Source organism: Corynebacterium riegelii (assembly GCF_001263755.1).
Taxonomy (GTDB): domain Bacteria; phylum Actinomycetota; class Actinomycetes; order Mycobacteriales; family Mycobacteriaceae; genus Corynebacterium; species Corynebacterium riegelii.
Map to the genome: position 1 here is coordinate 1,209,717 of NZ_CP012342.1, position 24,696 is coordinate 1,234,412.

29 protein-coding genes and 1 tRNA gene are annotated in these 24,696 nt (G+C 60.5%); 9 read left to right on the forward strand and 21 right to left on the reverse strand.

All coding sequences use genetic code 11. The features are described from left to right. Window positions 1-13: 13 nt before the first annotated feature. Genes metG through rsmI form a run of 3 tightly spaced genes read right to left on the reverse strand, consistent with a single transcriptional unit; the run spans window position 14 to window position 4,569 of the window. Window positions 14-1,858: a methionine--tRNA ligase gene (gene metG, locus AK829_RS05880; protein ID WP_052205022.1), complete on the reverse strand. Its 1,845-nt coding sequence runs from the start codon at window positions 1,856-1,858 to the stop codon at window positions 14-16. 23 nt (window positions 1,859-1,881) lie between these two features. Next, window positions 1,882-3,636, reverse strand: coding sequence for a BCCT family transporter (locus AK829_RS05885; RefSeq protein WP_052205023.1), 1,755 nt, complete (start codon window positions 3,634-3,636; stop codon window positions 1,882-1,884). Window positions 3,637-3,696: 60 nt separating this feature from the next. Further along, a complete protein-coding gene (rsmI, locus tag AK829_RS05890) occupies window positions 3,697-4,569 on the reverse strand; it encodes a 16S rRNA (cytidine(1402)-2'-O)-methyltransferase (protein ID WP_052205024.1) in 873 nt (290 codons plus the stop codon). A gap of 52 nt (window positions 4,570-4,621) precedes the next feature. On the opposite strand from rsmI, the gene AK829_RS05895 reads away from it, so the two are divergent. Continuing rightward, a complete protein-coding gene (locus AK829_RS05895; protein WP_198147798.1) occupies window positions 4,622-6,205 on the forward strand; it encodes a dolichyl-phosphate-mannose--protein mannosyltransferase in 1,584 nt (527 codons plus the stop codon). A gap of 8 nt (window positions 6,206-6,213) precedes the next feature. Here AK829_RS05895 and AK829_RS05900 read toward each other — a convergent pair whose 3' ends face one another. Together AK829_RS05900 and AK829_RS05905 are read right to left on the reverse strand one after the other, a co-directional pair. After that, complete coding sequence (locus AK829_RS05900) at window positions 6,214-6,849, reverse strand: zf-HC2 domain-containing protein (RefSeq protein ID WP_052205025.1); 636 nt, start codon at window positions 6,847-6,849, stop codon at window positions 6,214-6,216. Then, window positions 6,842-7,252: a DoxX family protein gene (locus AK829_RS05905; RefSeq protein ID WP_052205026.1), complete on the reverse strand. Its 411-nt coding sequence runs from the start codon at window positions 7,250-7,252 to the stop codon at window positions 6,842-6,844. Before AK829_RS05905 ends, AK829_RS05900 begins: the two co-directional genes overlap by 8 nt. A gap of 52 nt (window positions 7,253-7,304) precedes the next feature. Between AK829_RS05905 and AK829_RS05910 the strand changes: the two genes are divergently transcribed. After that, entirely contained in the window at window positions 7,305-7,901 is a 597-nt protein-coding gene (locus AK829_RS05910; RefSeq protein WP_052205027.1) for a DNA-3-methyladenine glycosylase I, read from the forward strand. Window positions 7,902-7,920: 19 nt separating this feature from the next. Here the strand turns inward: AK829_RS05910 and AK829_RS05915 are convergent. From AK829_RS05915 to AK829_RS05935, 5 genes are all read right to left on the reverse strand, one after another. Next, window positions 7,921-7,993: transfer RNA gene (locus AK829_RS05915), tRNA-Ala, on the reverse strand. A 96-nt stretch (window positions 7,994-8,089) separates the two neighbouring features. After that, window positions 8,090-9,157 carry a divisome protein SepX/GlpR gene (gene sepX, locus AK829_RS05920; RefSeq protein WP_052205028.1) on the reverse strand — a complete coding sequence of 356 codons (1,068 nt, stop codon included), beginning with the start codon at window positions 9,155-9,157 and terminating at the stop codon, window positions 8,090-8,092. A gap of 329 nt (window positions 9,158-9,486) precedes the next feature. Beyond that, entirely contained in the window at window positions 9,487-10,140 is a 654-nt protein-coding gene (locus AK829_RS05925) for a GNAT family N-acetyltransferase (protein WP_052205029.1), read from the reverse strand. Continuing rightward, complete coding sequence (gene glp, locus AK829_RS05930) at window positions 10,140-11,432, reverse strand: molybdotransferase-like divisome protein Glp (protein WP_052206408.1); 1,293 nt, start codon at window positions 11,430-11,432, stop codon at window positions 10,140-10,142. The genes AK829_RS05925 and glp overlap by 1 nt, the downstream gene beginning before the upstream one ends. 12 nt (window positions 11,433-11,444) lie before the next feature. Then, window positions 11,445-12,395 carry a UTP--glucose-1-phosphate uridylyltransferase gene (locus AK829_RS05935; protein WP_052205030.1) on the reverse strand — a complete coding sequence of 317 codons (951 nt, stop codon included), beginning with the start codon at window positions 12,393-12,395 and terminating at the stop codon, window positions 11,445-11,447. A 36-nt stretch (window positions 12,396-12,431) separates the two neighbouring features. Here AK829_RS05935 and AK829_RS05940 point away from each other — a divergent pair, with 36 nt between their 5' ends. Both AK829_RS05940 and AK829_RS05945 read left to right on the forward strand, forming a co-directional pair. Further along, a complete protein-coding gene (locus AK829_RS05940; RefSeq protein WP_232305797.1) occupies window positions 12,432-13,010 on the forward strand; it encodes a 5-formyltetrahydrofolate cyclo-ligase in 579 nt (192 codons plus the stop codon). Window positions 13,011-13,053: 43 nt separating this feature from the next. Further along, window positions 13,054-13,647 (forward strand): SAF domain-containing protein, encoded by a 594-nt coding sequence (locus AK829_RS05945; RefSeq protein ID WP_052205031.1) that lies wholly within the window; start codon window positions 13,054-13,056, stop codon window positions 13,645-13,647. A gap of 17 nt (window positions 13,648-13,664) precedes the next feature. On the opposite strand, the gene AK829_RS05950 is transcribed toward AK829_RS05945, so the two are convergent. From AK829_RS05950 to AK829_RS05980, 7 genes are all read right to left on the reverse strand, one after another. After that, window positions 13,665-13,880 carry a hypothetical protein gene (locus tag AK829_RS05950; protein ID WP_052205032.1) on the reverse strand — a complete coding sequence of 72 codons (216 nt, stop codon included), beginning with the start codon at window positions 13,878-13,880 and terminating at the stop codon, window positions 13,665-13,667. Further along, window positions 13,873-14,439 carry a MogA/MoaB family molybdenum cofactor biosynthesis protein gene (locus tag AK829_RS05955; RefSeq protein ID WP_052205033.1) on the reverse strand — a complete coding sequence of 189 codons (567 nt, stop codon included), beginning with the start codon at window positions 14,437-14,439 and terminating at the stop codon, window positions 13,873-13,875. Before AK829_RS05955 ends, AK829_RS05950 begins: the two co-directional genes overlap by 8 nt. A gap of 53 nt (window positions 14,440-14,492) precedes the next feature. Next, window positions 14,493-15,740: a S1C family serine protease gene (locus AK829_RS05960; protein ID WP_157045299.1), complete on the reverse strand. Its 1,248-nt coding sequence runs from the start codon at window positions 15,738-15,740 to the stop codon at window positions 14,493-14,495. Between the two features lie 72 nt (window positions 15,741-15,812). Next, entirely contained in the window at window positions 15,813-17,276 is a 1,464-nt protein-coding gene (locus tag AK829_RS05965; protein ID WP_052205034.1) for a sensor histidine kinase, read from the reverse strand. Continuing rightward, a complete protein-coding gene (locus AK829_RS05970; RefSeq protein WP_052205035.1) occupies window positions 17,273-17,971 on the reverse strand; it encodes a response regulator transcription factor in 699 nt (232 codons plus the stop codon). Before AK829_RS05970 ends, AK829_RS05965 begins: the two co-directional genes overlap by 4 nt. Window positions 17,972-18,097: 126 nt before the next feature. Beyond that, the gene (rpmF, locus tag AK829_RS05975) at window positions 18,098-18,271 is read right to left on the reverse strand and encodes a 50S ribosomal protein L32 (RefSeq protein WP_052205036.1); all 174 of its coding nucleotides are present in this window, start codon (window positions 18,269-18,271) and stop codon (window positions 18,098-18,100) included. A gap of 18 nt (window positions 18,272-18,289) precedes the next feature. Continuing rightward, window positions 18,290-18,562 carry a type B 50S ribosomal protein L31 gene (locus AK829_RS05980; RefSeq protein WP_052205037.1) on the reverse strand — a complete coding sequence of 91 codons (273 nt, stop codon included), beginning with the start codon at window positions 18,560-18,562 and terminating at the stop codon, window positions 18,290-18,292. A gap of 282 nt (window positions 18,563-18,844) precedes the next feature. On the opposite strand from AK829_RS05980, the gene mscL reads away from it, so the two are divergent. From mscL to rpsR, 5 genes are all read left to right on the forward strand, one after another. Further along, complete coding sequence (gene mscL / locus AK829_RS05985; protein WP_052205038.1) at window positions 18,845-19,261, forward strand: large-conductance mechanosensitive channel protein MscL; 417 nt, start codon at window positions 18,845-18,847, stop codon at window positions 19,259-19,261. A 181-nt stretch (window positions 19,262-19,442) separates the two neighbouring features. Further along, window positions 19,443-19,679 carry a 50S ribosomal protein L28 gene (rpmB, locus tag AK829_RS05990; protein WP_052205039.1) on the forward strand — a complete coding sequence of 79 codons (237 nt, stop codon included), beginning with the start codon at window positions 19,443-19,445 and terminating at the stop codon, window positions 19,677-19,679. Then, a complete protein-coding gene (gene rpmG / locus AK829_RS05995) occupies window positions 19,679-19,843 on the forward strand; it encodes a 50S ribosomal protein L33 (protein ID WP_052205040.1) in 165 nt (54 codons plus the stop codon). The genes rpmB and rpmG overlap by 1 nt, the downstream gene beginning before the upstream one ends. 3 nt (window positions 19,844-19,846) lie before the next feature. After that, window positions 19,847-20,152 carry a 30S ribosomal protein S14 gene (gene rpsN, locus AK829_RS06000; RefSeq protein WP_052205041.1) on the forward strand — a complete coding sequence of 102 codons (306 nt, stop codon included), beginning with the start codon at window positions 19,847-19,849 and terminating at the stop codon, window positions 20,150-20,152. A gap of 14 nt (window positions 20,153-20,166) precedes the next feature. Further along, complete coding sequence (gene rpsR / locus AK829_RS06005; RefSeq protein ID WP_052205042.1) at window positions 20,167-20,415, forward strand: 30S ribosomal protein S18; 249 nt, start codon at window positions 20,167-20,169, stop codon at window positions 20,413-20,415. Window positions 20,416-20,696: 281 nt separating this feature from the next. On the opposite strand, the gene AK829_RS06010 is transcribed toward rpsR, so the two are convergent. The 4 genes from AK829_RS06010 to purH are packed head-to-tail and all read right to left on the reverse strand — an operon-like array spanning window position 20,697 to window position 24,696. Continuing rightward, a complete protein-coding gene (locus tag AK829_RS06010; protein WP_052205043.1) occupies window positions 20,697-21,347 on the reverse strand; it encodes a hypothetical protein in 651 nt (216 codons plus the stop codon). 20 nt (window positions 21,348-21,367) lie between these two features. Further along, complete coding sequence (locus AK829_RS06015; protein WP_232305798.1) at window positions 21,368-22,231, reverse strand: class A beta-lactamase-related serine hydrolase; 864 nt, start codon at window positions 22,229-22,231, stop codon at window positions 21,368-21,370. A gap of 11 nt (window positions 22,232-22,242) precedes the next feature. Beyond that, the gene (locus tag AK829_RS06020) at window positions 22,243-23,130 is read right to left on the reverse strand and encodes a serine hydrolase (protein ID WP_052205044.1); all 888 of its coding nucleotides are present in this window, start codon (window positions 23,128-23,130) and stop codon (window positions 22,243-22,245) included. Window positions 23,131-23,151: 21 nt separating this feature from the next. Then, window positions 23,152-24,696 (reverse strand): bifunctional phosphoribosylaminoimidazolecarboxamide formyltransferase/IMP cyclohydrolase, encoded by a 1,545-nt coding sequence (gene purH, locus AK829_RS06025; protein WP_052205045.1) that lies wholly within the window; start codon window positions 24,694-24,696, stop codon window positions 23,152-23,154.

Consider the following 24,696-nt stretch of genomic DNA (forward strand, 5'->3'; position numbering starts at 1 on the left):
TACATTTGCGTGACTACTGCACCGGTGCCCACTCTGGGCCGGTCTCCCCCAGCTCCGGGTCAAGCTTTGCAATCAGCGGTTGCGGCTTCGCAAGCTCAGTTCCCGGGGTTACCTCAACGCGGCCCCACGTCGCCTGCTGCTGGGTGTAATCACCGGTGATGACCGGGTACGTCTGGCCCTGCTCCGGCAGGCCGACACCAACTAGCGTGTGGTCCGCGTCATCCACCACGTCTTCCACCTTCGGCGTTGCGGCCCAGATGCCGGTGCGCCCCAGGGTCTCGTGGACGCGCTGCGCGGTGTGCGGCAGGAACGGGGTGAGCATGGCGTTGCAGTCAGACACCACCTGCAGGGCGGTCCACAGCACGGTGGCCAGGCGCTCACGCTGGGTATCATCCTTGGCCAGCTTCCACGGCTCCTGCTCCGCCACGTACGCGTTGGCCTCACCCACCACGTGCATGATCTTGGTAATTGCGGCCTTGAAGTGTGCACGGGCAAGATCCGCACCGGCAGTAGCAAAGGTGTCCTCTGCCAGCTTGAGGATGCGGTTGTCGCTGTCCTCCAGCGGCCCCGGCACCGGCACCTGGCCAAAGTTCTTGTACGCCATGGACACCGTGCGGTTGACCAGGTTGCCCCAGCCGTTGGCCAGCTCATTGTTCACGCGGCGAACAAACTCGTCCCAGGTGAAATCCGTGTCATTGTTCTCCGGGCCGGCCACGGCAATGAAATAACGCAGCGGATCGGGGCCGAACTCCTTCAGGAAGTCCTTGACGTAGATCACCACGCCCTTGGAGGAGGAGAACTTGGAGCCCGACATGGTCAAAAACTCAGAGGAAACAACCTCAGTTGGCAGGTTCAGCTCACCCAGTTCGTGCACCTTGCCGCCCTTTGCGCCCTTACCGGCGTAACCAAGTAGCTCTGCTGGCCAGATCTGGGAGTGGAAGGTGATGTTGTCCTTGCCCATGAAGTAGTAGCCCTCAGTGGAGGGATCCTGCCAGAAGGTTTTCCAGGCTTCCGGGTTGCCGGAGCGCTGCGCCCACTCGATGGAGGCAGACAGGTAGCCAACGACCGCGTCGAACCAGACGTAGAGCTTCTTCGAGGGGTTATCCTCCCAGCCTTCAACCGGCACTGGGATGCCCCAGTCAATGTCGCGCGTCATGGCGCGCGGGCGCATGTCCTCCAGCAGGTTCAGGGAGAATTTCAGCACGTTCGGACGCCAGTCCTCGCGCTTGGACAGCCACGCCTCCAGCTCATCGTGCAGCGCAGGCAGGTCCAGCAGGAAGTGCTCAGTTTCTACAAACTCCGGCGTTTCACCATTGATCTTGGAAACTGGGTTGATCAGGTCAGCCGGGTCGAGCTGGTTACCGCAGGTATCGCACTGATCCCCGCGGGCGTCGGTCGCGCCGCAGATCGGGCAGGTGCCCTCAATGTAGCGGTCCGGAAGCGTACGGCCCGTCGACGGCGAAATAGCACCCTGGGTGGTCTCTTTCACCATGTAGCCGTTTTCGTACAGGCCCTTGAACAGTTCCTGGACCACGGCGTAGTGGTTGCGGGTGGTGGTGCGGGTGAACAGGTCATAGCTCAGACCCAAACCTGCCAGGTCTTCAACAATCTGGCGATTGTAGCGGTCGGCGAGCTCCTTGACGGTGACACCTTCTTTATCCGCCTGCACCAGAAGCGGCGTGCCGTGCTCATCCGTGCCGGAAACCATCAGCACGTTCTTGCCGGTCATTCGCTGGTAGCGGGCAAAGACGTCCGATGGGACGCCGAAGCCTGCTACGTGGCCGATGTGGCGTGGGCCGTTTGCGTACGGCCATGCCACGCACACAAGAACATTCTGATTGGTCTGCTCAGCACTCATGACTTCACAGCATAATGAACGCGCTACTTGCGGTTGCGCGGGGTAAGCATTTGTTTGACTTGCTTACGCTTTGCCTCAAACTCCTGCTGGTCCAACAGCGCGCGGCGCTCAATAGCCAGCTTGCGGTTAAAGCGCTCCTGTTCCTTCTTCGCCAGGTAAATCGTGTCATTGGACACGTCCTTAACAATGGCAAACATCAGAGCAACCAGGATGATCAAGAATGGAGAGGCTGCAACAATGGTCACGCTCTGCAGCGCGTTGAGCGTATCCGCACCACCACGGGTCAGCATGGTCAAACCAACAGCTGCGGTAGCAATGCCCCACAGCGCAGACAGCAACGGCTTCGGGGTGGTCTGGCCATCCTGGGACAGGGATGCCATCACGGTCGACGCCGAGTCAGCAGAGGTGATGAAGAACGTGCCCAGAAGAACCACTGCGAAAATACCCATGAAGAAGCCGCCCGGCAGGGTGTGCAGCAGGTTGAACAGCTGCTCCTCATTGCTATCGCCAGCAATGGAGTTACCCAGCTGCTCAAACTTGATGGCGGTGCCGCCGAAGATGCAGAACCACAGGGTGGAAAGGCCAGACGGGACCAGAAGCACCCCAAGGCAGAACTCACGGATGGTGCGGCCACGGGAAATGCGTGCCAAGAAAGTACCGACGAACGGCGCCCAGGATGCCCACCATGCCCAGTAGAAAATCGTCCAGCCAGAGAGGAACTCGCCGGCGTTGCCATCAGCACTCTCTGCGGTGCGCGATGCCATCTCGAAGAACTGCTGCAGGTACATGCCGATAGAGGTAGGCATCATGTTCAAGATGGTCACGGTCGGGCCGAAAACGAACACGAAAATAGCCAGGAGTGCTGCAACAACCATGTTGAAGTTAGACAGCCACTGAATACCCTTGCCCACGCCAGACATGGCGGAAAGCAGAAACGCCAGCGTGAGTACGGCAACAATGCCCACGATCAGCTTAGTAGACGGGTTGTCCACAAAGCCGGAAGCTTCCAAACCGGAAGAGATCTGCACCGCACCCAAGCCCAAAGAGCAGGCGGTACCAAAGATGGTGGCAAAAATGGCAAAGCCGTCAATGAGCTTGCCCAGCCAGCCGTTTGCACGGTCCTGACCAATCAACGGCACAAATGCCGAAGACAACAACTGCTTACGCCCCAGACGGAACGTGGAGTAGGCAATAGCCAAGCCCACCACGGCGTACAGCGCCCACGGGTGCAATGTCCAGTGGAACATTGTCTGTGACATAGCCGTGCCCACTTCCTTGGGCTCGTGCCCTGGCACTCCGTTGATATACATGGACAACGGCTCGGATGCGCCGAAGAACATCAGACCGATACCCATACCGGCTGCGAACATCATGGCAATCCAGGAAGAGGTACGAAACTCTGGTTGCTCATCACTGGCACCCAAACGAATCGAACCGAACTTTGAAAATGCAATCACAAAAACAAACACCACAAACGCGGTGCCAAAGAAAATGAAGGCCCAACCGAAGTTGTCCAACACCCACGCAAACGCATTGTTCGCAAACTCCGTGAAAGCTTCACTTGCCGTCAGCGCCCAGCCAACTACCGCAGCCACAATCAGCGCCACGGGAATCACAATGGACCAAGAAACGGGAGCGCCGGATTTCTCCGACTCCATCTCCACATGGTCCTCGGGGGTTTTCGCTTCAGGAAGTTCACCGCGTTGGTCCGCGATGATCATGCTTGCTAGTTCACCTGTAGCTGACGTCTCTGTCGGATTGGCGTCAGGCTGCGACATGCGTGCTCCTTCTACACAATTGGGATAATCATTGAACCCCACGACAGTACATGAGATTTCTCAGGTTCGGGAGTTGAGCGTGGCGTCGTAAAGCAAACTGCCCTTGATCCCATGTGCCTTGGCAACGTCTCTAGCTGCATCTTTCATGCGCTCGCCGGCATCGACGCGGCGAAGGACCTCACCGACCAGATCCTCCGGCTCAGGCGCGGCGGCGGCGCCTCCCTCAATCACCACTGTGATTTCCCCGCGAACGCCCTGTGCGGCCCACTGCGCAAGCTCCCCAAGCGGGGCGCGCTTGACCTCTTCATAGGTCTTCGTCAGCTCGCGGCACACCGCGGCGCGACGCTCCGAGCCCAAAATACGCACGCAGTCTTCAAGCGTTGCCGCGATGCGGTGCGGGGACTCGAAGAAGCACACCGCACGCCGCTCCCCCACCAACGACTGCAGCCAGGTTTCGCGGGCGCCGGATTTACGGGGCGCGAAGCCGTCGAAAATAAAATGCCCAACATTCAGGCCTGACAGCGCAAGCGCCGTGGTTACCGCCGAGGGCCCGGGGATGCAGGTCACCGGCACGCCCGCATCGTGCGCAGCAGCAACCAGGGCAAGGCCGGGGTCAGAAACAATAGGCATGCCAGCATCTGTCACCACCAGCACGGTGCCGGTACGCGCCGCGGCAAGCAGCTCCTGCTGGCGGGCGTCCTCATTGTGGTCAAAGTTGGACACAAAACGCCCGCGCGGCACCACCTCAAGCGCGGCAGCAAGGTTCTTTGCCCGGCGCGTGTCCTCAGCCGCAATCACATCGGCCTGGGCGAGCGCCTCGCGCAGGCGATCGGAGGCATCCCCAATATTGCCCAGCGGGGTTGCGGCAAGCACAACACCGTGCGGTGGCAAAGCGTGAGTGGAGGCGTCTTCTGAGTGGGTGTGGGCAGCCATAGCCCCTCACTCTACTTCGGTGGGTGTGTGCTCAGCAGCTAATATCCTTCCCGTGACTATCGCTTCGCCCGTACGCCCGTATCGCCGCAACCGTCCCGCGCCCGGCGCGCCGGTGACCGTGCCGTGGACGCGCCGCGACACTATCGCTGTCAGCGTGATCGGCGTGCTTGCGCTGTTTACGCGGTTTTTGGGCCTGACCGTGCCTACCGGCTCCGGCACGCCGGTGTTTGATGAGAAGCACTATGTTCCACAGGGCTGGGATATGGTCCGCAGCTCCTTCAATCCCGTACTCGGCGGCATCGAATCCAACCCCGGCTACGGCCTTGTCGTGCACCCGCCGCTGGGCAAGCAGCTGCTGGCCATGGGCGAAACCCTGTTTGGCTACACGCCGCTGGGTTGGCGTTTGCTCACCGCATTGTTCGGCGCGGGCGTGGTTGTGCTGACCTTTTTGCTTGCGCGCCGGGTGAGCCAATCCACCGCCATTGGCACGCTCGCTGGAGCTATTGCGCTTTTCGACGGTGTGTTGCTCGTCTCCGCCAAATTCGGCATGTTGGACATTTTCCAAGTCCTGTTCATCGTGGCCGCATCCTGGACGCTGGCGGGAGACATGCGCCAGATTCATCAGCGTTGGCACGACGCGTGGGTTTCCGGTGAGGTTGCCGCCGCAGGTCCCCTTGGGCCCCGGGTTGGGTACCGCTGGTGGCGCTTTGCCACCGGCGTACTGCTGGGTTTGGCGTTGTCTGTGAAATGGTCCGGGCTGTACTACATTGCGTTTTTCGGCCTTTTGGGCTCCTTCTGGGATCTGTGGTTGCGCAAGCGCTACGGCGTGGAAAAGCCGCTGGCGGGTGCGCTGCTCAAGGACGTACTTCCTGCGTTAGCGTCTATCGTGCTGCTGCCCGCGCTGCTCTACATCTGGGCGTGGCGCGCATGGTTCGCCTCTGAAACCTCCGTCTACCGCCACTCATTGGCGGACGGCACCATTGCAAACAGCGAATGGGCCTGGCTGGAAAATCTGCCCGATTCCGTGGCGGGTTGGCTCTACTACCACTTCTCCGTGCTCAACTTCCACGGTTCCCTGACCTCCTCCTCGGGCCATTCACACCCCTGGGATTCCAAGCCGTGGGCGTGGCTGGTTGGCGCACGCCCCATCCTCTACTACTCCACCACCGACATTGAGTGCGGTAACGGCGGCACCTGCCGCGAGATGATCTACCTCTTCGGCACACCGGTGATCTGGTGGCTAACCGTGCCCGTGCTGCTGTGGGCACTGTGGGTGTGGGTCACGCGCCGAGATCTGCGCGTGATGGTTCCGGTGATCGCCTGGATGGCCGGCTTTCTGCCGTGGCTGGCTGCGTTTGATCGCCAGATGTACTTCTTCTACGCCACCGCACTAGTGCCGTTTACCGCGGTACTCATCGCCTTGGTGTTGGGCAATATTTCCCAGCGCGGGGAGATGGTGTCTAAGCCGTGGGTGCTCAAGCTTGCGGGCCAGCCGATGCGTACCGGCCAGCTAGCCGTAGTGGGTTACATGGCTCTTGTGGCGGCAGCGTTTGTGTACTGGTCCCCGTTGTTCTACGGCTTCATGGTGCCGGAGGGCTACTACCAGTCCATCATGTGGCTGCCCAGCTGGAAGTAGGTTTTCGGCTAATACGGATTAGCGCTGAGGTAGGACCAGGCGCGGCGCACTTCGATGCCGCGGTCCGCCACCCACGTCCACACCAGCGCAATGGCACTGACCAACGGGATCAGAATGCCGCCAAAGCCAAACTCCCCAGTGCCCAAAATGGCATCACGCACGGCAAAGCCCACGGTGAAGGTGAACATGGTGCCCACCACCAACAGCACGCCTGGGACTTGGGAGGGGCGCCAGGCACACAGGCCGAGTGCTGTTGCCACGCCGAGGCGCACGGCGGCAAAGGATGTCACCATCGGGTCCGTCGTCGCAGCCACAACCGCCTGCACAGCCCAGGCAAGCCACACCAAGGCCATCACCACAAGCGCGATGCGGCCAATAGCGAGTGTGACCATACGGCGCTGCTCCAGCTTGCGCCACGGGTCATTGACGCCTGCCAAAATAACGTCATTCAAGTTCGGCGGGGCTGCTGCGCGGTCAATGTCCGTCAGCTGCATCTGGCTGCGAAGGCGCAGCGCCTCGTCCCAAAACTGCTGACACTGCGGGCACTGCGCAAGGTGGGCGTCAATCACTTCGCTTTCCAGCGCAGCGTCTTCCCCGTCCAGGCGTGCAGAGAGTGCAGACTGGATTTCCTGGTGGCTAATCATCGCGGGTAAGCACCCCATCCAAGCTCGCTCGTCCGGTTCCAAACACCACGATCATAAACAGTGCCGCGGCCAGCACCATCGGGTATTCCACTCCCCCATCTTGTGCGAAAAACCCTTGTGGCAGGTGCACGAAGTAGGCGGCAATCAGAACCATAATGGCCATGCCCCCAGCCACGATGGTGGTCAACAGCCCAATAATGAGGAAGGTGCCGCCGATCAGTTCGACCGTGCCCGCAATATAGGCGGAAAGTTTCGGCTGCGGCACACCGGCACGCGCGAGTTCTTTCGCAGCCGCGTCCATGCCTGTGCCAAACCAGCGTTGGTAGCCTCGGGCGATAAACACAACGCCAAGCGCAACGCGCAGGAGAAGGAGTGCGAAGTCGCGCACGGCTGGCCGGTTCATGGCAATAACACTACTCATGGAACCGTCAAGCCACGAACGCAGTCTAATAGTTATGACCCAACAAAAATTGCACCCAGTTATTGGTACCGACGGTTTAACCCGCCCACCGTGGGCGGCAAGCGATCCGTTGCTGCGCGAGTATTACGACACCGAATGGGGCATGACCGTGCGCGATGAGCAGGGCATGTTTGAACGCCTCTGCTTGGAAGCCTTCCAGGTTGGCCTATCCTGGCGGCTGATTCTTTCCAAGCGTGAGGCGCTGCGCAAGGCATTTTGCGGCTTCGTCCCGGAGACCGTCGCCTCACTCGACATAGAGCCTTTGCTTGCCGACGCCACGTTGATCCGCAACCGCCGCAAACTCCAAGCCTGCGTCACCAATGCCCACGCAACCCTGGCACTACGCGCGGAAGGCACGGACCTGGCGGAGTTCATCTGGTCCTACCAACCCGCCACTACCCCAGAACCGAAGTCTATGGATGAGGTGCCTACGACCTCGCCAGAGTCAGTACAACTAGCGAAAGATCTCAAAGCGCGGGGATTCACGTTCGTGGGGCCGGTGACTATGTACGCCTTGATGGAGTCCGTAGGCATCGTGGACACCAACCTGGTTGGCACGTGGCGCCGCGGGGCGTCCGGCGTGTGGGTGTAGCGTCACCTTTAGATTTTTGTGGAGCATAGGGGAATCGAACCCCTGACCTTTGCATTGCGAACGCAACGCTCTACCAACTGAGCTAATGCCCCTTGACTGCTTACAGACGTTACTCCCCGTCACCTGTGATGCTAAATCGCGTGGTGACGGGGAGTTTTGTCGAAATTCTTTAGCTTGCGCGTCGGTTGTTAGCTTGCACGCCCGTAGTCGTCATATTCAAAGTCGTAGTCCGGTGCTGTGCGGCGGTAGCGCGGCAGGTGCTCGAAATCTGGGCTTTCATCATCAATGTTGAGGATGACGGCACCGGCGCGCATGCGCTCCCCCTCACGCGATCCAGGGCGTTGTGCCACGTCCACGCCGAGGCGGGCGCGGCGCAGCTGGCGCATACGGCGGGCTCGCAACGCGCGCTCCTGCTTCACCACGCGGCGAAGCGCCACCATGAACCAAAGGGTCAGGCCGATGGTGATTGCCGGCAGTAACCACGCCCAGCCACCTGCCACCACGGCTGCAGTCAGGGAAATCACCGAGGCAACAATCAGGCCGAGGAACGTGCGCTGACGGCGCTGGTAACGGTCCGCGCGGGTGCGTGCGTCCCGGCGCGGGTCGTAACCACCACGACCACGACGCGCCTCAGCAAACGCAAGGTCATCCTCGGACGCTTCTGTTTCAACGTCTTCCGCTTCGGACTCTACGTCAGCTTCGGCGGTCTCCGCTTCTTCAGCCGCATCTTCAGCCTCAGCTTCGGCCTCTGCCTCGTAGCCGAAGTCCTCCGGTGCCAAGTACGTGTCGGTATCTACCGCGTCCACCGCGTCCACAGTGGTTTCAGAATCCTCAGCTTCTTCCGCTTCTTCGACGTCTACTGCGTCTTCGGTGTCTTCGGTGTCTTCGGTGTCTTCGGTGCCTTCAACATGGTCGATGACCACCGGCTCTGCCTCGGCAGCTTCAACAACCTCAGCCGTCTCTACCTCAGCAGCGTCTGCGGCGTCTTCAGCGTCTGCGGCGCCATCAGCCTCGACAACCTCGACAACCTCGTAGTCTTCTGCCTCGTCGTGGGCGTAGCGGTGCACGTCAGCAGCAGTGAGCTTCGGACGGCGGCGCACACTCGGTGCCACGGTGCCGCCTTCGTGGAGTACGCGCGTCTCATCGAAGCCTTCGCCAGAGCGGCGGATCGGCTTGTTATTGCCAAACAGCATCGGCGCGAGCACAATCACCCACACAACAATGATCAACAGAATGATCAGGCTCAGGCTGCCCATCAGGACGTGTCACCTTTCGTCACAGTTTGAAATCTGCTCTAACGCTATCGACGCTTAAGTCCGGCCCCCGTCCGGCACGCCGGTTGGTCTTGCCACGATTTTTTATTCCACCCCCAACTACGGCCAGAAGACGTTGCCTCCGCAGCCCATCAAACGGCCTCCAAACACAGATATGCAGGGGAAGATATGCAGGTCTGCAGGTCACGGTTCATTTTCATTAACGGCTACCTTATTGAAAAAACGCTCTGACCAGGGAACCTGCATATCTTCCCCTGCATATCTGTTGAAACCGGAGTGTTGAACCGGGGCAAGCGCGAACACGGCCCCCACTACGGACGGGAAACCTTGCCTCGCTCTACAAGACGGCCTGTTGCCGTGGTGGGATAGTCATCCACGTTGAGGGCGACGAAATGGTGGTCGCGCCACTTGCCGTCGATATGCAGGTTGCGGTGCAGGTAGCCTTCCTCGTGGAACCCGCAGGCGTGCAGCACACGCCCGGACACGGGGTTCGACGGCAAAAATGTGGCCGTCACACGATTCAACCCAATACGGCCAAACGCGTGGTCTACCCCAAGAGCGCAGGCGGCAGTGGCAACGCCTCTGCCCATGTACGGCGAATGCACCCAGTAGCCAATCCAGCATTCCGACACCGCCCCGTGCTGGATATTGCCAAGGGTGACTTGGCCAGCAAACTGGCCGTCAATGTCAATCACAAAGGGCACAACCGATCCCTCGCCGGCAAGGCGTTTCAGGTTTAGCCAGGAATTTCGCCACGCAACATAGGAGTGGGCTTCTTCCCACGAGCCGTGCGTGGTCGGTTCGACGGGCTGCAGCCACGCTTGATCAAGGAGGCGGGTTTGCATCCAATCGTCCCCGTCGTGGCGGGTGAGGGGGCGGAGGTGGATTGGCGTGGCGTCGGCAAGCAAAAGCCCCGGGGTACGCTCGGGCCAACCCGGGGTGGGGGCGCGGAGAAAATCAAACATTAGGAGCGCTGCTGCAAAAACTCCACGTCAACGATCTCGCCTGGGCGCACGCGTGTGATACCCTCCGGGATGAGAATCATGGCATTGGCCTCCGCAAACCCGGCAAGCAGATGGGCTGCACCCCCGCCAGCGCCGGCGAGCGGCTCAACCAAATAATCCCCGGTTTCGGGATCGCGCATCAACCGTGCGCGGATATAGCCACGGCGACCGCCAAAGGACTCAATCGGGCGCAAGGTACGCGCACGCACCGCGCGACGCTGCGTCGCCTTCTTGCCCAAGGAGCGACGAATCGCTGGACGCAGCATGACCTCTGCAACAATCAGCGCTGAGACCGGGTTGGAAGGCAGCAGGAACGCGGGGATGCGCTCCTCCCCCAACAGCCCGAAGCCCTGGACCGAACCCGGGTGCATGGCAACGCGGGTGATATCGATCTCACCAAGATCGCGCAGAATGCCCAGCACCGCATCCGCGCCCGAACCACCGATGGCGCCGGTGATCACCACAAGCTCGCTGCGCGCCACATGGCCCGCGATCGTCTCACGCAGACGGCGCGGCTCAGCGTTAATGATGCCCACGCGAGTCACGTCAGCGCCGGCCTCCTCGGCGGCGGCGGCAACAACGTAGGAGGCAACGTCATAGACCTGTCCCAAGCCTGGCTCACGGTCCACATCCACAAGCTCCAGGCCGTAGCTCATCACAGTCACGCGCGGACGCGGGTAGACCAGCACTTTCTGCCGACCCGCCGCAGCCAACAGCCCCAGCTGCGCAGGGCCTAAGACTGCGCCCTGGCGCACAGCGATATCGCCCGGCTGGATGTCAGAACCCGTACGACGCACGAAATCACCACTGGCCACAGGCCGATTCGCAGTCACGCGCTTTGTACCGCGATCAGACCAGGCAAGCGGCAGCACCGCGTCTGCAAGCGTGGGAAGCGGCGCACCCGTAGCCACACGCACCGCCTGCTTCGGCTGCAGACGCAACGGCTTCTGGGAACCTGCATGCACCTCACCCACCACGGGCAGTGCACGCACCGGCTCGCGCGGGGCTACTTCTACTTCTTCGTCGTCCTTTGCAACAACCCGTGACGCCGAGATCGCGCCCGCGCCGCCAACGTCAACGCTTCGCACCGCATACCCATCCACCGCCGCCTGGTTAAAGCCCGGCAGCGGGTGCGTTGCAGTGATTTCCTCCGCGCACATCATGCCCAGCGCTTCGCTTAACCCCAGGCGAATCGGCTCTGGAGCTACCGCCGCATCAAGCACTATCTCCAGCTGTTCTTCAACGCTGCGCATGGACTGCATGGCTTAGACCTCAGGGTGCTCTGCTTCGTATTCAGCGATGATCTGCTTAATCGCCGTATACAACGCCGGCCCATACTTCGGATCCCTCAGCCCAAAATCAACATTCGCCGGAATATAGCCACCCGGATTCCCCAAATCATGGCGCTTGCCCTCATGCACCACAACATGCACCGGATGCCCCTCCGTAATCATCAACTCAATCGCATCCGTCAACTGCAACTCCCCACCCTTGCCAGGTTTGATCCGACGCAACGCATCAAACACAGCACGATCCAACAAATACCGCCCCGTAGCCACAAGCGTTGAAGGTGCTTCCTCCTTCGACGGCTTTTCCACCATGCCGCGCACCTTCTTCACCACCACCCCGTCTACTTCCCCATCAGCGTCTTCCACATCAAACACGCCGTAATTAAACACCTCATCAGGCGTGACGTTAAAGGCACACAACACACTTCCCCCGAAGCGCTCACGCACCGCAACCATCTTGTCCATAACCCCAGACGGCAACACCAAATCATCCGGCAACATCACAGCAACTACGTCTTCTTCTTCATCCAACGCAGCCTCAGCACACCCCACCGCATGGCCTAAACCAAGCGGCTCATCCTGCGTCACCGCAACCGCATCAATCAACCCGAACGCGCGGCCAACCTTCTCCGCCTGTTCATGCTTGCCACGGCTCACAAGGCGATCACGCAGCGTAGCGAACTCCCCAAAGTGCGCCATAATCTCTTGCTTTTGAGGAGCAACCACAATAGCCAAACGCTTCGCCCCACACGCAGCGGCTTCTTCAGCGATCAGCTCAATGCCTGGCGTATCCACCACCGGCAACAGCTCCTTCGGCACCGTCTTCGTCGCAGGCAAAAACCGAGTACCCATACCCGCCGCCGGAACAACTACGGTGCGCACGCCGTGAAGCGCGCGTTCGGAGCCTTGCTCATTAGACTTCTGCATAAGTCACAACCTTACAGCGAATAAAGGACAGTCCCCGTGAGCGACCCGAGCAGCGCAAAGCAACAGATGAGGCAGGAACATGTGGGGGCGCGCAAGCGCATGCAAACAAATGCCCCCGCAAAGGCCGAGCTGGACCAGACGATTGTTGCGCACACGCGAGCGTGCATGGCCCACTTCGGGGCGCTCGGCCGCTCGATCGCCGCGTACAACCCGTTGCCCTCTGAGCCGGGCCCGCGCGATTTCGCAGCCCAGCTCGCCGCTGACGCTGCAACCGTCTGGCTGCCCATTTCGCTGGCTGATGGTGTGCTTGCTTGGGCAAAGTACGACGGCTCGATTGGTGCGGGCGCGCTTGGCATCACGGAACCAACTGGTGCGCGTTTCAACTCGAATGTGCTGCGCTCCTGCGGGCTCATCATCGCGCCAGCGTTGGCGGTGGATCAGCAGTACATGCGCCTTGGCAAAGGTGCGGGCTACTACGACCGCGCACTTACTGGCCTTGATGTACCCGTGGCGGCAGTGGTGTTTGATGATGAGTTTGTGCAGCATGTGCCACATGACAGCCACGATGTTGCCGTGGACGCCGTGATTACTCCGAGCGGTTTTTTCGTGCGTTAGGGAACCAGGGGCACTGTTTGCGCGTCCAATATGTATGGACGCTATGACACGATTTCGCGCGGTTGCCCACCCGGGCTATCGCCGCGCCATGATGCTGCGCCGGCTGCTAGCCGTGGGGCTTTTGGTGGTTGCGGGGGCCAGTTTGCTTATCGACGCCCACGCCAACGACCCCCTCACCACCACCTTCCGCCAGCCCGTGGCCGCCGGGGCGGTGCTGACAGAAGAAGACGTGGTGTTGAAAAGACTTCCGCCGGAGGTGGTGCCGGAGGGCGCGCTCACCGACCCTGCGCTGGCCGTGGGCCAGATCGTGGCCGCCGGTGCCGCCGCAGGCGAGGTGGTCACCGCCATGCGCTTGGTCGGGCCTGACTTGGTTACGCAGCTGGTGGAAGGCGAACCGCCCGGAGAGCCCTTCACCATGGTGCCGTTGGCGCTGGCAGAGCCCGACATCATGCCGATGCTCACCCACGGCGCGCGCGTGGACGTGGTGGCGGAAGGCCCCGCGGTCATTGCAAGCGGCGGCAAGATAGTCACCGTGGGCGACAACGGCACGGTGCTCGTGTTGCTGCGCCAGTCTCAAGCGGCGGCCGTAGCTGCGGCGTCGCTGGCGCAACCGCTGACGGTGGTGCTGAAACGCTAGGGGTTTAACGCTCGCTGCTACTCGCCGTGGTGCGGTGGGCGCTCATTTTCGTAAAACTCACGGCCGGTGAGCTGCTCAACACCGTCACCCTCCAGATCAACCACACGCTCCTCATCAGACGTGCCCCCGCTGGATGGTGAGTCAGCCGTGCGGTCATAGTCTACGTCCGCCACACGCTTCACACGGCGACGCTGGCGCGGGTTCGGAGTCTGCTTTTCGTCCCGGTTATGCATCGACGCTGTGCTCATCAAGCTCTGCAATCAAGTGGTTAACCAACGGGCCAATGGTGGCCAGCCCGTCGCGGATTGCCTGGCGGCTCGGCGCCAAGTTCACAACCACGGTGGAGCCAGACACGCCACAAATGCCGCGCGAGGTGCAGGCATCAACCGCGCCACAGGCCTGTCCTGAGGATCGCAATGCCTGCGCCACACCCGGCACCATTTTGTCAATCACGGCGCGGGTGGCCTCCGGCGTCTTGTCACGCGCGCCAACACCCGTACCACCGATGGTCAGCACCAGATCTACGCCGCCGACAACGCCGGTTTCAATAGCCTTGCGAATTTCAGACTTCTTGGACTTGGCGTGCACCACCGCATCTACCTGAAAGCCGATCTCAGTCAGCAGCTCTGTCACCAGCGCATGCGTATCATCGTTCGGGCCTTCAAAGCGGCGGTCCCCCACAAGCACTACAAGAGCGCACGGGGTTGTCGGTGCCGTAGTTGCTAACTCTGCGGCACGGAGGAAATCCTCGTCCGGCTCCATAAAATCGAGCGCATCTGGGGCAGCTGACATGGGTTTTCCTCCAATGTGCGGCTATGTTAAGCGGGTTAGATACCCGTCAAACATTACTCGGAACTCAGCGTTGCTTCTACCGTTCTCACGTCATCATTTTCCCCACGCACTTCAAGTGTGACGGTTTCACCAAAATCGTGGGAACGGGTCGCAGCGATCAGCGCATCAGCCGAATCAATCAACCGATCGTTGAGTCGGGTGATCACTTCGCCCTCTTTCAATCCTGCCTGCTCAGCGGGGCTGTCCGGCTCCACCCTGGCAATGCGCGCGCCATGCGTGCCGCTTTCATACACGCTGACCTGCACCCCAAGCATCGGCTGTTTCGCCTCACCGGTGTCAATCAGCTGGCGTGCCACACGCTGCGCAAAGTTTGAGGGGATGGCAAAGCCAAGACCGATCGAGCCGCCGCTTTCCGATCCTGTACCGCCGGCCGAAAGCGAAGCGATGACGGAATTCATGCCCACCAGGCGGCCTTCCATATCTACAAGCGGGCCACCTGAGTTGCCGGGGTTGATTGCGGCGTCTGTCTGGATACCGTCCATAAGGGAACTCTGTCCCCCACCCTGACCAGCACGAACCGGACGATTCAGTGCGGAGACAATACCTGTAGTCACCGTTGCGGATAGGCCCAGCGGGGAACCAATCGCCACAACCTGCTGCCCCACCCGGAGGCTATCGGAGTTACCAAACTCCAAGGTGGGCAGGTCCGTCACGCCCTCGATCTTGATCACGCCGACATCGGTGTTGACATCGGATGCAACGAAGGTGGCATTGTGGCGCGAGCCGTCATTCAGCGTCACCGTGAGACGACCACCGGAGTTAGCAGCAGCCTCAATCACGTGATGGTTGGTCAGCACGTACCCGTCGGAACTGATGATGGATCCTGAGCCCTCGGCCATGCCACGCATACTCTCCGCCTCAATGGACACCACCGCAGGCAGGACCGCCGCAGCGACCTTCTCCACCGAACCATCGGGGGCTTCCTTGACCTCTTGCTGCGCCGGCTGCTCCAACGCCTGGCGCAACTCCGACTGGTTCGAGGAGTTCACACTCCCCGCTACGTATCCCGTCGTACCGCCTACCACCAAAGACGTCACAACCGCCGCCGCTACCGCGGGCCACACACCAGCACGGCGCTGAACACTCTGCTGCGAGTGCTGTGGCTGCGGGGGCTGCTGTGGCTGCTGTGGCTGCTGCCAATATTGCTGTGAGGGAATACCCTGCGGCTGCGGAGGAAAGTCCGGTGAGTATTGATTTGTCATTCCCATGATGATGCCCGCTTCCTCTGTGATGTCGCTCATTCACCAGAAAAATCCAGCATAGAGTTTTCTGGAGGTTTGCTGGGTACCGCGCAGCGTCGTCACGTGGGGTGATCACTCAGCGTCGTCACGCTGCGGTACTGACCCCGGGAACACAACGCGGAAACGAGCGCCTTGATCATCCGAGCTTTCCACAAACACTTCGCACTGATGGCGCTGGAGTGCTTGTTTAGTAATGGCCAACCCCAGACCAGAACCGGGTGTGGAGCGTGTTTCGGTTGCCCGGTAGAAACGCTCAAAGACTTTCTCGCGCTCGGACTCTGGGATGCCGGGGCCGGAATCGTCCACGATCATGACCGCCTTGGTTGTAGCGGTACGCAGGGAGATGCGCACAACACCGTTTTCCGGCGACCACTTCACCGCGTTATCAAAGATGTTGATAATCGCACGACTCATGGCGGCGCGGTCACCATTCATCAGCCACGGCTCCGCACGGAATTTGAAGCTCACATCCGTCCGACGGCGCCGGGCACGCTCAAGCGCTTCATACAGCACCTCATCCAAACGGAACTCTTCCGTCACAGCCCCCGGAGCGTCCTCACGAGCAAGATCCACCAAGTCCGTAATCAGGGCAGACATCTCTTCCATCTGTGCCAGCACGTCTCGTTCAAGATCAGCGCGATCCTCCGGAGAAATCTGATTCTCCTGCCCCATGGAGTACAGCATCATCAACAACTCAATGTTGGTGCGCATGGACGTCAGCGGTGTTTTCAGCTCATGACCTGCATCAGCGACCAGCTGTGCTTGACGGGTGCGCGAATCCTGCAGCGTTTCCATCATCTTGTTGAAAGAATCACTGACCTGCGCCATCTCATCGTTGCCATCCACCGGCAAAAGGCGCAGCTCTTCGGTGCGGGTAACTTCATCCACCGCCTTCTTCAGGCGCTGCAGGGGACGCAAGCCAGCCGCAACTACAAGGCTTCCAACAGCCCACGTCAACAGCCCACCTAATCCCGTGATCATCAGCAACGCGGCACCGAAGCTTCCCGCGCTGCGGCCATACGGATCCGCCACCTGGGCCAGCGCAACCCCCGGCCCATCTGGGCTCTGGCGAATAATTACGCGCTCATCACCCAACAACCGGGTCGATAAATAGTCACCGCTCGAAAGCGTGACATACTCGCCACCGACGGGCACCGGATCACCAAAAAACGCCTCTGAGCCTGTAGGCGACACCGCAGCACGAATAAAGGGGTTGTGCTGCTTAAAATCCCAAACCAAGTCTCGCAGCTCATTGGGATCGTCCGTATCCAAACGCTTCGTGTCCTCGAGCAGCAGGTACGCACGAGCGCTCAGTTCACTATCCAAAATGTCCAGCTGCGCTGAGCGGGCAGCCCAAAACGCCACACCGCCCGCAACTAAAACAGCAAGCACCACCAAAGAACTGGTAAGAAGCGCCAGCTGTTGACGCAGCGCTAGACCACGTCCGGACAGGGTGTGCGTGTGAATCGTTGCGTCGGCTTCAACATCAGCCGCGAGGTGTCTGGAGTAGTGCTCGGCTGACTGCCGAAGAATCACGCGGGATTCTCCCGCATCACATAGCCCACGCCACGCACGGTGTGGATCAGGCGGGACTCACCATCAGCCTCAGTCTTCTTACGCAGGTAGCCGATGTAGACCTCGAGTGCGTTGCCAGAGGTTGGGAAGTCATAGCCCCACACCTCTTCCAGGATCTGCTGACGGCTGAGCACACGGCGCGCGTTCTTCATCAGCAGCAGCAACAACGCAAACTCAGTGCGCGTCAGCGTGATCGGACGCTGGCCACGGAACACTTCACGCGTTTCTGTGTTCAACGTCAGGTCATCGAACTGCATCGTCGCCTGCTCAATGCTGTCCTCAGAGGTTGGTTTCTCCCGGGTACGGCGGAGCAGCGAACGAATACGTGCCATCAGCTCTTCAAGCGCAAACGGCTTCGGCAGGTAATCGTCTGCACCCGCGTCAAGACCGCCGACGCGATCCGCAACGTCATCTCGCGCGGTAAGCATCAGCACCGGCGTGTGATCACCCTGCTCACGCAGGATGCGGCAAACGCCAAGACCGTCAAGCTTAGGCATCATCACATCCAAGATGACCAAGTCTGGGCGATGCATTGCAATGGCCTCAAGGGCCTTCTCACCGTCTTCAGCCTGCTCCACGTCATAACCGTTAAACCGCAGAGAACGCTTCAGGGATTCGCGGACGGCCTGCTCGTCGTCCACAACCAAAATTTTCATGAGCAGAATATTAGCCCAATATGGGCAACCTTTCGTTGATTAGTTAACTTAGAACACAGATGGGGGTAATAAAACCAAAAGCCGGAGCCCCAAGTTGCGGGGATCCGGCTTTGCAGCTGGGCAGTATTAGAACTGCTCGACGTCAATCAGGCCTGCCTGAGCAGCCTTCACCAGACGGCGCGGGATACGCACCTCCTGGCCGTTAACCTTCACGGTCTGCAGGTCGGCGTTGTCAGCCTTCCACTGCGAGCGGCGCATGCGGGTGTTCGCACGCGACATGCGGAACTTCGGGGTTGCCATTGTTTCTCCTCCTTCGCCTTACTCTGCGGACTTCTTCTTACGGCGAGCCATGCCACCGAAGCGCTGGTTGAACTTCTCAACGCGGCCAGCGGTGTCCATGAGACGCTGAGCGCCGGTCCAGAACGGGTGGGACTCAGAGGTCACGTCAACAACCACGAGCGGGTACTCGTTGCCGTCTTCCCAGGCCTCAGTGCGGTCGGAGGTAACAGTCGAACGCGTCAGGAACTTGTGCCCCGTGCTTGCGTCCTGGAAGATCACCGGGTGGTAATCCGGGTGAATATCTTTCCTCATGTGGATTCGTCTCCCTCAGGATTGAACTTCAGGTCGGTTCGCCATTTTTCGGCGATCGTGCCTGAGTTGGGTGCGAAATTGGTCAACTTCGCCCGGCGATAGCCGAGCAACCTGCAGTATCTTACAGCCCGGGCGCCCCGTTTCCTAATCAGGAGCTTTTGCTTATCGACGCCACACGCAACCACCACTTTCACCCCCTAAGAAATAGGTGGTATACATTCCCATTGCCTTGTGCCCAAGTGAGGCACATCTAATCCATCCCCTTTTTTGAAAGGATTACCCATGCTTAAGGGTTTCAAAGAGTTCATCATGCGCGGCAACGTTATTGAGTTGGCCGTCGGTGTGGTCATTGGCGCTGCGTTCACCGCAATTGTGACTGCGTTTTCTGACAACATCATCAACCCGCTGATCGCCTCCCTGGGCGGCGCGGACTTCTCCGGCTTCGGCTTCCACATCATCAGCGGCAACGACGCTACCTTCGTTGACTTCGGCGCCTTCATCACCGCCGCCATCAACTTCCTGCTCATCGCTGCAGTTGTCTACTTCCTCATCGTTGCACCGATGAACAAGCTGGATGAGGTTCAGAAGTGTCGCAAGGGTGTTGACCCGGAGGAGCCGGCCCCGACCGAGACCGAACTGCTCAGCGAGATCCGCGATCTTCTGGCCACCCAGCAGGGCACCCCGGGCGCTAACCGCTAAAAGCGATTAGGCGATCGCGGCGTAAACCTGTATGGTTGTTTTTCGCTGTTGTCGAAGTACACGTTTACGCCTGCGTCAACCGATTGCATTTGCACCTGTCGCGGACCCTCACTCCGATTGATAAGGTGCTTTCCTCACTGGCAATCATTTGCGTGGGCGGCAGAAGTAAAGGAAGTTACCCATGTCGGCACATTGCCAGGTCACGGGACGTCAGCCGTCGTTCGGCAAGACCGTCTCGCACTCGCACCGCCGCCACTCGCGCCGTTGGAACCCCAACGTGCAGAAGCGGAAGTTCTACCTTCCGTCCGAGGGCCGCACCATCACCCTTACCGTTTCTACGAAGGGTCTGAAAGTTATTGACCGTGACGGGATCGAGTCCGTCGTCGCAGCTATCCGCGCACGAGGTGAGAAGATCTAATGGCACGCAATGACCTCCGCCCAATCATCAAGCTCAAGTCCACGGCGGGCACCGGGTTTACCTACGTAACCCGCAAGAACAAGCGCAACAACCCGGATCGCATCACGCTGAAGAAGTACGACCCGGTTGTGCGTAAGCACGTCGAATTCCGCGAGGAGCGATAATCCATGGCTAAAAAGTCCAAGATTGCGAAGAACGAAAAGCGCAAGGAGATCGTCGCCCGCTACGCAGAACGTCGTAACGAGCTGAAGGCGATCATCAAGAACCCGGAGACGTCCGATGAGGACCGTCTCGAGGCTCAGTTTGAGCTCAACCGTCAGCCGCGCGATGCCTCCCCGGCTCGCGTGCGTAACCGCGACTCGCATGATGGCCGCCCGCGCGGCTACCTCCGCAAGTTCGGTGTTTCCCGTGTCCGTATGCGCGAGATGGCTCACCGTGGTGAGCTGCCTGGCGTCCGTAAGTCTTCGTGGTAAGGAGGACTCAAGAAATGAAGCGCAACAATTCGCGTAAGCCGCGCATGGAGCAGTCCCGCCGCCCGAAGAAGAACCCGCTCAAGGCCAAGGGCATTGAGACCGTGGACTACAAGGACATCGAGACCCTGCGTCTGTTCATCTCGGATCGTCACAAGATCCGTTCCCGTCGCGTGACCGGTCTGACCCCGCAGCAGCAGCGTCAGGTTGCTACCGCGGTGAAGAACGCTCGCGAGATGGCTCTTCTGCCGTTCACCAGCCGCTAAGGATCGGTTGACAGCAGCCAAACACCCGCTCTCCCTCTTCGGAGGTTGAGAGCGGGTGTTTTTGTTTTCTTTCGCAGCAACCCAGGTCCGACTTCAGCAGATATGCAGGGGAAGATATGCAGGAGCATTGGTCAGAGCGTTTTTTCAATAAGGTAGCCGTTAATGAAAATCGGCCGTGACCTGCGGACCTGCATATCTTCCCCTGCATATCTGTTCTCAGAGGGTCCCGTGGCTACGCGGGAGCGCCGCCGTGGGTGGCTGCAAGCAAGCCAGGTCAGGGTTTACTCCTCCGGAATGAACACGACCGCGTTGTTGCCACCAGAGCAGGTGAATCCACCGGAGGCGGGCTGGCAGCTCATGTCGTAGTACTGCTTGGTAACTGGGCTGTACGTGTTCAGGTGAGTCGGAGGCTTCTTGTTTTCCCGGTAGTAGGCGGCAAAGTCCTCCCCCACTGCCTTTGCAAACCTGTCCGAGGTCAGACTCGTGCGTGGCTCGCCGGCACCGAACGAACGTGGCTTCTCTGAAGTCGTCTCCACAGGCCTTGTCGGGCGCGCCGACGGCGCCGGCGCAGCACTTGACGTCGGGCGTTGGGATGTGGACGTTACCACGATTGTCTGCGTCTGCGGTTCACCGGTGCCTCCGCCTGTGCCGGTGTAAACAAAAAACGCTCCGGCGCCTAGGACGATCGCCCCGACAACCCCGGCAAGAATGTAGATGGGCGCCTTGGACTTCTTCTGCTCTGGCTCCTGGCCCCACTGGTTGGTGTAGTTCCAGTCCTGCTGGGGCGGCGCCTGGTGTGGCGCGTAGTGGTTCCACTGGGACTGGTCTTGTGCGCCGTACTGGTACGGACCCGGCGATTGCGGAGGAAACTGCTGGGTGGGAGGGTTCGGGTCCTGCCAATCGTTGCCACGATTATCGTACGGATTTGTCATGTCCAGTTATCTTACTGTTCCTAGTTTGTGCAGGCAGCCTTGGGCATTTGCTGCAATACTTGCCCAAGCTGCCCAGCGATCTGGGTGGCCATCTGTTGGCCTGTTGCGTATTGGCCGTCCGCAGGAGCCACGGTGAGGGCGACGCCGCGGCCGTCTACAAGGCCGAGCTGGCGGATCACGTACCTTCCCGCAGTATCAGGCCCCCAGCCCCCTTTGAACTGAGCGTCTGGCATCGTGCCCAAGCCATATGCCTGATCTGGGCTGATGCGCCCCATCATGGCAAGCACATCGCTGGCACCGGCAACACACGGCAGGCCTGCGGCAAACGTTGCTTGATCGTGAGTACTGAACTGTGTTTGCCCGAAAGCGGTAAAACCCGGCCGGGTTATCACCGTGTTCATCGCGATCGGTGAGCCGGCTTCTGCCAGTACGGCCTCTACCTGCGCTGGTGTGACTGCAGCCCAGAGCGATTCAGCAGCCACGTTGTCGGAGACCGTAATTGCGGCCTCTGCAATCGGGGCAAGGCCGGGATCAACGCGCAGCGCCGCAATGGCAATGGGCACCTTGCTGGTAGACCACGCAACGTACGGCCCAGCTTCAGCGCTGGCAAATGTTTGCTTGCCGTCGGACACAGCCACTGTGGCCGCTCCCCCGTACATGTTCGCTGCCTCGTCTGCGATGCGCTGAAGATCTGCCGATAGCTGCGTGTCTGGGTTCTCACTCGGAGTCGCATCAACCACAGACGTTGGTGTGACAGACTCCGAAGGCACCCCAACCGGCGCGGAATGCACCTCAGTCGGCGCGGGTGGCAGGTCGGGCGTGCAGCCCACCAGGAGCGCGCAGAGGGTGAGGGTGGCTGGGGTGGTGAAGCGTGGCGTCGGCAAGCAGCAAGCCCCTAGCAGCGAGAGGTGGGCAACGTGCCGCTGATGCGGGCAACACCATCGGCCAGCTCATTAAGCATGGCGAAGCTTTCCTGGTAACCGACCGGGCTGTGGGCCGTAATAGCCACAGCAATATCCCCGTTCGGGCCCGGGATCAGGCCGAACTGGCGGGCCAGGTGACCGTTCTCGTGATCGTTCCACCCACCCTTGAACTTGGCACCCGGAATGCGACCCAGGCCCCAACGCTGGTAGTCCACCACACGCCCCATCATGCCAAGCACTGGCTCGTGGCCGTTGACGCAGCGCAAACCCGAGGCAAACGCAGCCTGATCGCTGGTAGTCCACATGGTGCCCATCTGGTAGCCCGCGGAAGTGGTGGTGCGCGAACCCGCCTCAGCGATGATGCCGTTGAGCTCCGCACCCGACACCTGCGCAAACATACGGTGGGCGGCCGGGTTGTCGGAACGGGTGATGGCAATCTCCGCATCCAGGTAGGACGCCGGGCTCTTGCGCAGCGCGCCGATTGCCACAGGCACCTTCATCGTGGAAAACGCCGGCTCCGCGCGGTTGTCACCGGCTGTGAACTGCACGCCATCGCCGGCAACAGCCACCGTGGCGCGGCCTTGGTGGCGGCCTTGGACGTCTCGAATCAACGCATCCAACTGCGCCTGCGCATTGGCAGTGTTCACCGTGTTCACCGTGTTCACCACACCAGCTTGCCCTGTGGTGCCAGGAACAAGCTGGGCGCGGATGTTGCCCGGGATCTGCGACTGAATATTCGCAGGCAACCCGTTGTACGCCTGCGTGATCACCGGGCCAAGCACCGGGATCTCATACAGCGCCGGGATCGCGGGAAACGCGATGCCAACCGCCAACATTGCGGCGGTGAAACGAGATGACATAGAAACCGCTTTCTCGGATAACTAGTGAGCGAAGTGGCGGGTACCGGTCAGGTACATGGTCACGCCAGCTTCCTTGGCTGCGGCAATGACTTCCTCATCACGGATGGAACCGCCCGGCTGAACAACGGCCTTCACGCCGGAATCCGCCAGGATCTGGAAACCATCCGCAAACGGGAAGAACGCATCCGAGGCTGCAACGGAGCCGTTGGTGCGGTTCTTGCCGCTATCCAAGGTATTAGCACGATCCACCGCCAGTTTTGCGGAGTCCACGCGGTTGACCTGGCCCATGCCAATGCCAACAGATGCGCCCTGGCTAGCAATCAGGATGGCGTTGGACTTCACGCAACGCACCGCGCGCCACGCGAACTCCAGGTCTGCCAAGGTCTGCTCATCTGCCGCCTCACCCGCGGCCAGGGTCCAGTTCTCCACTGCGTCACCCTCGGCCTGGAACTGGTCGCGATCCTGGATGAGCACGCCGCCGGCGATCTGCTTGATCTCCTCACCCAGCTGCTTCGGCTCCACTTCAAGGATGCGCAGGTTCTTCTTCTCCTGCAGCTTCGCCAACGCGTCCGGCGCGTAGGACGGTGCAACGATGACTTCGGTGAAGATCGGGGCAACCTGTTCTGCAAGCTCCAGGGTGACCTCGCGGTTGCAGGCAATCACGCCGCCGTAGGCGGACACTGGGTCGCAGGCATGGGCTTTGCGGTGTGCGTCTGCAATCGACTCGTCGGATACAGCCACGCCACACGGGTTGGCGTGCTTGATAATGGCCACGCAGGCGCGCTCGTGGTCCCAGGCGGCGCGCCATGCGGCGTCAGCGTCCTGGTAGTTGTTGTAGCTCATCGCCTTGCCGCCGTGCTGCTTAGCAGCAGCAATGCCCCAGCCTTCGCTTTCCAGGCGCGCTGCCTGGTGCGGGTTTTCGCCGTAGCGCAGCTCGGTCGTCTGGGAACCAGCCTCAGCAACAGCCTCAGCACCAGAGCTGATTTGCGACGCCAACCAGCTAGACACAGCCGCGTCATACTTCGCGGTGTGCGTGAACGCCTCCAAGGCGAGTTCACGGCGCTGTTCCAGCTCGAAACCGCCGTTCTTCACGGCCTCAGCGACGTCGCCGTAACGTGCCGGAGAGGTCACCACAGCCACGGACGGGTGGTTCTTCGCCGCCGCACGCACCATGGACGGGCCACCGATGTCGATCTGCTCCACGCACTCATCAAAGGAAGCGCCGGAAGCCACGGTCTCCTCAAACGGGTACAGGTTGACCACGACCAGCTGGAAGGGCTCAATGTTGAGGTCTTCGAGCTGCTTCACGTGGTCGTCTTTACGCAGGTCCGCCAAAATGCCGGAGTGGACGCGCGGGTGCAGCGTCTTCACACGGCCGTCGAGCACCTCAGGGAACCCGGTCACATCCGCAACCTCGGTGACGTTGACACCGGCATCCGCAATCCGCTTTGCGGTGGAGCCGGTGGAAACGATTTCAACGCCTGCATCCCCCAGCGCGCGTGCGAGGTCTTCCAACCCTGTCTTGTCATACACGCTGATCAGTGCGCGCTTGATCTGGATACCCAT

Coding starts and splice junctions, on each gene's coding strand:
- metG (WP_052205022.1), bottom strand. CDS start 1,858: ATGAGTGCTGAGCAGACCAATCAGAATGTTCTTGTGTGCGTGGCATGG.
- AK829_RS05885 (WP_052205023.1), bottom strand. CDS start 3,636: ATGTCGCAGCCTGACGCCAATCCGACAGAGACGTCAGCTACAGGTGAA.
- rsmI (WP_052205024.1), bottom strand. CDS start 4,569: ATGGCTGCCCACACCCACTCAGAAGACGCCTCCACTCACGCTTTGCCA.
- AK829_RS05900 (WP_052205025.1), bottom strand. CDS start 6,849: ATGATTAGCCACCAGGAAATCCAGTCTGCACTCTCTGCACGCCTGGAC.
- AK829_RS05905 (WP_052205026.1), bottom strand. CDS start 7,252: ATGAACCGGCCAGCCGTGCGCGACTTCGCACTCCTTCTCCTGCGCGTT.
- AK829_RS05910 (WP_052205027.1), top strand. CDS start 7,305: ATGACCCAACAAAAATTGCACCCAGTTATTGGTACCGACGGTTTAACC.
- sepX (WP_052205028.1), bottom strand. CDS start 9,157: ATGGGCAGCCTGAGCCTGATCATTCTGTTGATCATTGTTGTGTGGGTG.
- AK829_RS05925 (WP_052205029.1), bottom strand. CDS start 10,140: ATGTTTGATTTTCTCCGCGCCCCCACCCCGGGTTGGCCCGAGCGTACC.
- glp (WP_052206408.1), bottom strand. CDS start 11,432: ATGCGCAGCGTTGAAGAACAGCTGGAGATAGTGCTTGATGCGGCGGTA.
- AK829_RS05935 (WP_052205030.1), bottom strand. CDS start 12,395: ATGCAGAAGTCTAATGAGCAAGGCTCCGAACGCGCGCTTCACGGCGTG.
- AK829_RS05945 (WP_052205031.1), top strand. CDS start 13,054: ATGACACGATTTCGCGCGGTTGCCCACCCGGGCTATCGCCGCGCCATG.
- AK829_RS05950 (WP_052205032.1), bottom strand. CDS start 13,880: ATGCATAACCGGGACGAAAAGCAGACTCCGAACCCGCGCCAGCGTCGC.
- AK829_RS05955 (WP_052205033.1), bottom strand. CDS start 14,439: ATGTCAGCTGCCCCAGATGCGCTCGATTTTATGGAGCCGGACGAGGAT.
- AK829_RS05960 (WP_157045299.1), bottom strand. CDS start 15,740: ATGAGCGACATCACAGAGGAAGCGGGCATCATCATGGGAATGACAAAT.
- AK829_RS05970 (WP_052205035.1), bottom strand. CDS start 17,971: ATGAAAATTTTGGTTGTGGACGACGAGCAGGCCGTCCGCGAATCCCTG.
- rpmF (WP_052205036.1), bottom strand. CDS start 18,271: ATGGCAACCCCGAAGTTCCGCATGTCGCGTGCGAACACCCGCATGCGC.
- AK829_RS05980 (WP_052205037.1), bottom strand. CDS start 18,562: ATGAGGAAAGATATTCACCCGGATTACCACCCGGTGATCTTCCAGGAC.
- mscL (WP_052205038.1), top strand. CDS start 18,845: ATGCTTAAGGGTTTCAAAGAGTTCATCATGCGCGGCAACGTTATTGAG.
- rpmB (WP_052205039.1), top strand. CDS start 19,443: ATGTCGGCACATTGCCAGGTCACGGGACGTCAGCCGTCGTTCGGCAAG.
- rpmG (WP_052205040.1), top strand. CDS start 19,679: ATGGCACGCAATGACCTCCGCCCAATCATCAAGCTCAAGTCCACGGCG.
- rpsN (WP_052205041.1), top strand. CDS start 19,847: ATGGCTAAAAAGTCCAAGATTGCGAAGAACGAAAAGCGCAAGGAGATC.
- rpsR (WP_052205042.1), top strand. CDS start 20,167: ATGAAGCGCAACAATTCGCGTAAGCCGCGCATGGAGCAGTCCCGCCGC.
- AK829_RS06010 (WP_052205043.1), bottom strand. CDS start 21,347: ATGACAAATCCGTACGATAATCGTGGCAACGATTGGCAGGACCCGAAC.
- AK829_RS06020 (WP_052205044.1), bottom strand. CDS start 23,130: ATGTCATCTCGTTTCACCGCCGCAATGTTGGCGGTTGGCATCGCGTTT.
- purH (WP_052205045.1), bottom strand. CDS start 24,696: ATGGGTATCCAGATCAAGCGCGCACTGATCAGCGTGTATGACAAGACA.